Source organism: Streptococcus sp. HMSC072D05, from assembly GCF_001815805.1.
GTDB lineage: Bacteria > Bacillota > Bacilli > Lactobacillales > Streptococcaceae > Streptococcus.
Window position 1 is genome coordinate 653,275 of the sequence record NZ_KV822038.1, and the last position, 6,769, is coordinate 660,043.

The window sequence follows — 6,769 nt, forward strand, 5'->3', positions numbered from 1 at the left end:
AAAAAAAAACAGAGTTCCAATAAGTAACATCTCAAGATTTTCATTGTATACCTCCTATAAGTTGCGAACTAAAAAGCCCACTTTTAATAACTGATAAGTCTTCAGAAACCATTCCCTATCTCATCATTATATTATTCAACCTCCATCTACCTCTATTATACGATATTGACTTACTACCATCAAGAAACCGCTTTATCTTTTTAGCTTTTTATGGTATGATAAACAAAATATCTAGGGGAAAACAAATGACCAACGAATTTTTACATTTTGAAAAAATCAGTCGCCAGACTTGGCAATCATTGCATCGCAAAACAACCCCTCCCTTGACAGAGGAAGAGTTAGAATCCATCAAGAGTTTCAATGACCAGATTAGTCTACAGGACGTAACAGATGTCTATCTTCCCCTAGTTCATCTTATCCATATTTACAAGCGCACCAAGGATGATTTGGCTTTTTCAAAAGGAATTTTTCTCCAACGTGAAAGCAAATCCCAACCTTTTATTATTGGGGTTTCTGGTAGTGTTGCTGTGGGGAAATCGACCACTAGTCGCTTACTTCAGATTCTTCTATCACGCACTCTTCCAGATGCTACTGTAGAATTGGTGACGACTGACGGTTTTCTCTATCCCAATCAAACCTTGATTGACCAAGATATCTTAAATCGCAAAGGTTTTCCTGAAAGTTATGATATGGAAGCCTTGCTGAATTTTCTTGACCGCCTAAAGAATGGGCAAGATGTCGATATTCCTGTCTATTCTCATGAAGTGTATGACATCGTTCCTGGAGAGAAACAACGTGTCAAAGCTGCTGATTTTGTCATTGTCGAAGGCATCAACGTCTTTCAAAACCCTCAAAATGAGCGCCTTTACATTACTGATTTCTTTGATTTCTCCATCTATGTGGATGCAGCAGTTGAAGACATTGAAAGCTGGTATCTGGATCGTTTCTTAAAGCTGCTCAGCTTTGCCCAAAATGATTCCAACAGCTACTACCACCGCTTTACGCAAATGCCGATTGGAGAAGTTGAAGCCTTTGCTCACCAGGTTTGGACCAGCATTAATCTCACAAATCTACAAAACTATATCGAACCAACAAGGAATCGGGCAGAGGTTATTCTCCACAAGACTAAAAACCATGAAATCGATGAAATTTACCTAAAAAAATAATTTCCCCTTGTCAAAACATAAGTTTTCAGATATAATAGTATAGTTAGTAAATATGGAGGTAAGAACATTGGCAAACATTAAATCAGCTATCAAACGCGCTGAATTGAACGTTAAACAAAACGAAAAAAACTCAGCTCAAAAATCAGCTATGCGTACTGCTATCAAAGCTTTCGAAGCAAACCCTTCTGAAGAACTTTTCCGTGCTGCTAGCTCAGCTATCGACAAAGCAGAAACTAAAGGTTTGATTCATAAAAACAAAGCAAGCCGCGATAAAGCTCGTCTTTCAGCTAAACTTGCTAAATAAGAAACAGTCCATAGAGGCTGTTTTTTTGTCCTCTAATCAGAAAAGGTAGAAAATGAAAATCGCAATCATAGGATATTCTGGAGCTGGCAAGTCAACTCTAGCTGAAAAGTTGTCAAACTACTACTCCATCCCCAAACTGCATATGGATACACTTCAATTTCAACCTGGTTGGCAAGACAGTGACCGCGAATGGATGTTGACCGAGATGAAAAACTTTCTCACAAAGCACGAAGCTTGGGTCATCGACGGCAACTACTCTTGGTGTTGCTATGAAGAAAGAATGCTGGAAGCTGACCAAATCATCTTTCTCAACTTTTCCCCATGGACTTGTCTCTTTCGAGCCTTTAAACGGTATCTCACATACCGAGGTAAAGTCAGAGAAAGTATGGCAGCAGGCTGTCCTGAACGCTTTGACTGGGATTTTATCCGATGGATTCTCTGGGATGGGCGGACAAAACATGCTAAAGAACGCTATCAACGGGTTCAAGAAACCTACCCTGAGAAAGTAATTGTCCTCCGGTCGCAAAAGGAGATGGATTACTTCTTAGAAAATCTCGCGCATAACAAGAAAAACCAACGTGCCTAACGTTGGTTTTTTGCTATTAGCCAATCACACTTCCGTTTGGTACAGCTGGATCAACTGTGAGAAGGGTTAATTTGCCTTCATGTTCAGCTGAGAGGATCATTCCTTGACTGACATATTTTTTCATCATCTTGCGTGGTTTGAGGTTGGCAACGATTTGGATCTTCTTGCCGACCAATTCTTGTTCGTTTGGATAGTATTTGGCAATTCCTGAGAGGATTTGACGGTCTTCGCCATCACCTGCATCGAGGCGGAATTGGAGCAACTTGTCAGAACCTTCTACTTTAGACACTTCTTTGACCTCTGCAACACGGATTTCGACCTTATCAAAGTCTTCAAACTTGATTTCTTCCTTGTTTAGTTTGAGTTCAACTTCATCTGGATTCCATTCTTTTTCGACGGCTGGTTTGTTGCCTTCCATTTGTTCCTTGATATAGGCAATCTCTTCTTCCATGTCGAGACGCGGGAAGATTGGTGTTCCTTTGGCAACAACAGTCACACCTGCTGGGAAGTCAGCCAAACTCAAGTTTTCTAGGCTAGAAACTTCTGCTAGACCAAGTTGTGCCAATACAGCGCGACTAGTTCCCATCATAAAGGGCTCAATCATGTGAGCTACGACACGAAGGCTGGCTGCCAAGTGGCTCATCACACTTGCCAATTGGTCACGGTGCTCTTCATCCTTAGCCAAGACCCATGGGGCTGTCTCATCGATGTATTTGTTAGTGCGAGAGATAAGGGTCCAGACTGCTTCAAGGGCACGTGGGTAATCAACGGCTTCCATGTGTGTATGGTAGCCTGCGATTGATTGTTCTGCAACCTCAGCAAGAGCATTATCAAACTCTGTTACACCCTCTACATAGGCAGGGATTTGCCCATCAAAATACTTGTTAATCATAGAAACCGTACGGTTAAGGAGGTTTCCAAGGTCATTGGCCAATTCATAGTTGATACGGCCGACATAGTCTTCTGGAGTGAAGGTTCCATCTGAACCGACTGGAAGGCTACGCATGAGGTAGTAACGAAGTGGATCCAGTCCATAACGCTCTACCAACATTTCAGGGTAAACGACATTCCCTTTAGACTTAGACATCTTGCCGTCTTTCATGACGAACCAACCGTGGGCAATCAAGCGGTCAGGCAATTTCATATCCAACATCATGAGAAGGATTGGCCAGTAGATGGAGTGGAAACGAAGAATGTCTTTTCCGACCATGTGGAAGACTGTTCCATTCCAGAATTTATCATAGTTAGCATGATCCTCTTGACCGTAACCAAGAGCAGTCGCATAGTTAAGAAGGGCATCAATCCAAACGTAGACAACGTGTTTTGGATTGGAAGGGACTGGCACACCCCAGGTAAAGGTTGTACGAGAAACCGCTAAGTCTTCCAAACCTGGCTCGATGAAGTTACGCAACATTTCATTAAGACGACCATCTGGAGTGATGAAGTCAGGGTGCGATTTGAAAAATTCTACCAAACAATCTTGGTATTTGCTGAGGCGAAGGAAGTAAGACTCTTCAGAAACCCATTCCACTTCGTGACCTGATGGAGCAATACCGCCTGTCACATTTCCAGCTTCATCACGAAAAACTTCAGCAAGCTGACTTTCTGTAAAGAATTCCTCATCTGAAACTGAATACCAACCAGAGTATTCACCCAAGTAGATATCATCTTGAGCAAGCAAGCGTTCAAAGACCTGAGCCACTACTTTTTCATGATAGTCATCAGTTGTACGGATAAATTTATCGTATGAGATATCTAGTAATTTCCAGAGTTCTTTGACACCAACTGCCATGCCGTCAACATAGGCTTGTGGTGTGATGCCAGCTTCTTCCGCTTTTTGCTGGATTTTCTGACCATGCTCGTCAAGACCTGTCAGATAAAAGACATCGAAGCCCATAAGGCGTTTGTAGCGAGCTAGGACATCACAAGCGATGGTTGTGTAGGCAGAACCGATATGAAGTTTACCAGATGGATAGTAAATCGGTGTTGTAATATAAAAATTCTTTTCAGACATAATTTTTCCTTTCCAGGCAAATGAAACCTGATTTTCTAACACTTCATTATATCATATTTTTAGTGATTTTCGATAGGAAAATCCATACAAAAACAAGACAGACAACTGTCCATCTTGTTTTTTTCTGTTCTATATCTTATTCATAACGAAGTGCTTCGATTGGATCAAGCTTAGACGCTTTATTGGCTGGCAAGACTCCAAAAATCATCCCAACGCTGGCTGACACAGCCAAGCTAAAGAGAGCGATTGGGAGGGAAACCCCAACTTCGATACCTGCAATCATGTTTTGAAGCAATACTCCAGCTAACATGGTCATTCCAGCAGCAATCCCAAGACCGATGACACCACCTAGCAAGGTCAAGATCATGGATTCAATCAAAAACTGTACCAAGATATTAGCCCGAGTAGCTCCGAGAGCTTTCCGCAGACCAATCTCACGCGTGCGTTCTGTCACCGAAACCAGCATGATATTCATAACACCAGTTCCCCCGACAAAGAGAGAGATTCCTGCGATGGCACTGATAATGGTTGTCATAAAACCAAATAGTTGTTGTACCTCTTGGAAGGCGGCAGTTGCATCCGCAACTTGGTACTCCCCTTGCTGAAGACCAGCAATCTCGGTCAGTTTTCGAGCCAACTCTGGTCCCAAGGTCTGCGTTAGACTAGTATCATTGACACGAAAGACGATATTCGAGATTTCATCAGTATTAAAATTGGCTGCAAGAGAGATATTGGTCGTAATTGGAAGACCACCGATCCCAAAGGCTTTCGCAGTTTTAGCTTCATTACTAGTATAAACACCAATCACACGGTAACTAAATTCATTGACAGAGATGATTTGATTAACCGCAGCTTCTGGACTATCAAACAAACTCTTGGCTAGTTCTTCATCCAGCAAAATCACACTGGCAAATTCCTTGTAGTCTTGTGGCCTTAGACTTCTACCCGCAACGATTTCATTTTCAACTGCGTTCATGTAAGTGCTATTTCCGCCTGTCAGAGTCGCTCGTTCAACTTTCTTATCCTTATAAGATAGGGTGACGTTGGTCGAGTTGGTGACATAGTAGCTGTCTACTCCTTTAAGTTTAGCAGCCTCCTTGACCCAGGATTCTAGTGGTTTTGGTGGTTCAACATGAACATCCTCTTCTTTCCCACTGACTGTCAAAGCGGATTGTTTCTGCGTAAAGGAACCGTCCTTGCTTTTAATAGGAGAGAAAAAGACATGGATATCCTTCTGTGATTTGGTCATGTTTTTATTGACCTGACGAGACATGGAGTCTCCCAGAGCCATGATGACAACGACAGACGAAACTCCGATGATAATCCCAATCATGGTCAGGAAGGAACGCATCTTGTGGGCCATGATGGATGAAAAGGCAAATTTCAGATTCTGCATCTTAGTTTTCCTCCTTTTCTACCTGAGCACTGTCGGACGAGATGATCCCATCACGAATAACAATCTGGCGTTTGGCATAGGCCGCAATCTCAGGCTCGTGCGTGACCATGATAATGGTTTTCCCTTCCTTGTTTAACTCCACCAACAGTTGCATGATTTGATTTCCCGTCTTGGTATCCAAGGCTCCTGTAGGTTCGTCCGCTAGGATGATAGAGGGATTATTTACCAAGGCACGCGCAATCGCTACACGTTGCTTTTGACCACCTGATAACTCAGAAGGCAAATGATGACTGCGCTCCGTCAACTCAACCTTTTCCAGAAATTCCTCCGCCAATTTCCGACGTTTAGAAGCCGAAACACCAGCGTAAATCAAGGGCAACTCGACGTTTTGAAGTGCATTGAGTTTGGACAAGAGAAAGAACTGCTGAAAGACAAAGCCGATTTGCTGATTGCGGACCTTGGCCAGTTGTTTCTCTCCAAGACCTGCCACTTCTTGACCTTCAAGGTAGTACTCTCCACTGGTTGGTGTATCCAACATTCCGATGGTATTCATCAACGTAGATTTACCAGAACCAGATGGTCCCATAATAGCAACAAACTCACCTTCATGAACTTCTAGATTGATATTTTTAAGGACCTGCAATTCTTGGTCACCATTTCGATAACTTCTACAGATATTTTTGAGACTAATTAGTTTCTTCATCAGCCTTCACCTCTTTTCCTTCTTCCAAGGAAGATGTTGGATTACTGATGACCTTGGCACCGTCTGTCAAACCTGAAGTAATTTCTTGGTTGTCTGCGTCCGCATTCCCCAAAGTAACTTCTACCTTCTTCGCTTTTTTCTGGTCGTCAACGATCCAGACATAGTTTTTGTCATTTTCGGTAACAACACTTGTCAAAGGAACAAGGATGGCTTTACTTTTGTTTTTGACTTCAACACTGACTGAGAAACCTTGTTTCAACTCACCGATATCGCTGGTCACATCAACAGTATAAGGGTACTTAGATCCAGTATTTCCTCCAAGGGCTGTATTTGCTGCTTCTCCGTTGTTTTTAGGATAATCTGAGATATAGCTGATTTTACCCGTCCAGCTCTTATCTTGATAAACCTTTGAAGTAAAGGTAACTTCTTGCCCAACAGAAAGGTTAGCAAGGTTGTATTCAGACAACTCCCCTTTGACCTGCAAGTTTTCATTACTTACGACATGAACCACCACTTGGCTATTACCTGTTGGCGATTTGGAAACATTACGATTAACTTCAACTACAGTCCCTTCTAATGTACTGAGGACAGTTGCAGCAT

At 42.4% G+C, this 6,769-nt stretch carries 7 protein-coding genes; 3 read left to right on the forward strand and 4 right to left on the reverse strand.

Features of this window, described 5'->3' with window-relative positions:
* Nucleotides 1–245: 245 nt before the first annotated feature.
* From coaA to HMPREF3057_RS09015, 3 genes are all read left to right on the forward strand, one after another.
* Complete coding sequence (gene coaA, locus HMPREF3057_RS09005; RefSeq protein ID WP_049479690.1) at nt 246–1,166, forward strand: type I pantothenate kinase; 921 nt, start codon at nt 246–248, stop codon at nt 1,164–1,166.
* A gap of 67 nt (nt 1,167–1,233) precedes the next feature.
* On the forward strand, nt 1,234–1,470 hold the full coding sequence (rpsT, locus tag HMPREF3057_RS09010) for a 30S ribosomal protein S20 (protein ID WP_001274000.1): 237 nt from the start codon (nt 1,234–1,236) through the stop codon (nt 1,468–1,470).
* A gap of 52 nt (nt 1,471–1,522) precedes the next feature.
* Nucleotides 1,523–2,056 carry a DNA topology modulation protein gene (locus HMPREF3057_RS09015; RefSeq protein WP_000684210.1) on the forward strand — a complete coding sequence of 178 codons (534 nt, stop codon included), beginning with the start codon at nt 1,523–1,525 and terminating at the stop codon, nt 2,054–2,056.
* Nucleotides 2,057–2,072: 16 nt separating this feature from the next.
* Here HMPREF3057_RS09015 and metG read toward each other — a convergent pair whose 3' ends face one another.
* The 4 genes from metG to HMPREF3057_RS10085 form a co-directional block, all read right to left on the reverse strand.
* Entirely contained in the window at nt 2,073–4,070 is a 1,998-nt protein-coding gene (metG, locus tag HMPREF3057_RS09020; protein WP_049484240.1) for a methionine--tRNA ligase, read from the reverse strand.
* A gap of 136 nt (nt 4,071–4,206) precedes the next feature.
* A complete protein-coding gene (locus HMPREF3057_RS09025; protein ID WP_001180392.1) occupies nt 4,207–5,466 on the reverse strand; it encodes an ABC transporter permease in 1,260 nt (419 codons plus the stop codon).
* Between the two features lies 1 nt (nt 5,467).
* A complete protein-coding gene (locus HMPREF3057_RS09030; protein WP_049477654.1) occupies nt 5,468–6,169 on the reverse strand; it encodes an ABC transporter ATP-binding protein in 702 nt (233 codons plus the stop codon).
* Nucleotides 6,153–6,769, reverse strand: a 617-nt coding sequence (locus HMPREF3057_RS10085; RefSeq protein ID WP_142350359.1) for an efflux RND transporter periplasmic adaptor subunit, incomplete at its 5' end; no start/stop codon positions are given. The genes HMPREF3057_RS09030 and HMPREF3057_RS10085, both read right to left, overlap by 17 nt.

What these genes read in the sequence shown, in the direction of transcription:
- HMPREF3057_RS09025 (WP_001180392.1), bottom strand. Translation starts at nt 5,466, where the DNA reads ATGCAGAATCTGAAATTTGCCTTTTCATCCATCATGGCCCACAAGATG.
- coaA (WP_049479690.1), top strand. Translation starts at nt 246, where the DNA reads ATGACCAACGAATTTTTACATTTTGAAAAAATCAGTCGCCAGACTTGG.
- HMPREF3057_RS09015 (WP_000684210.1), top strand. Translation starts at nt 1,523, where the DNA reads ATGAAAATCGCAATCATAGGATATTCTGGAGCTGGCAAGTCAACTCTA.
- metG (WP_049484240.1), bottom strand. Translation starts at nt 4,070, where the DNA reads ATGTCTGAAAAGAATTTTTATATTACAACACCGATTTACTATCCATCT.
- HMPREF3057_RS09030 (WP_049477654.1), bottom strand. Translation starts at nt 6,169, where the DNA reads ATGAAGAAACTAATTAGTCTCAAAAATATCTGTAGAAGTTATCGAAAT.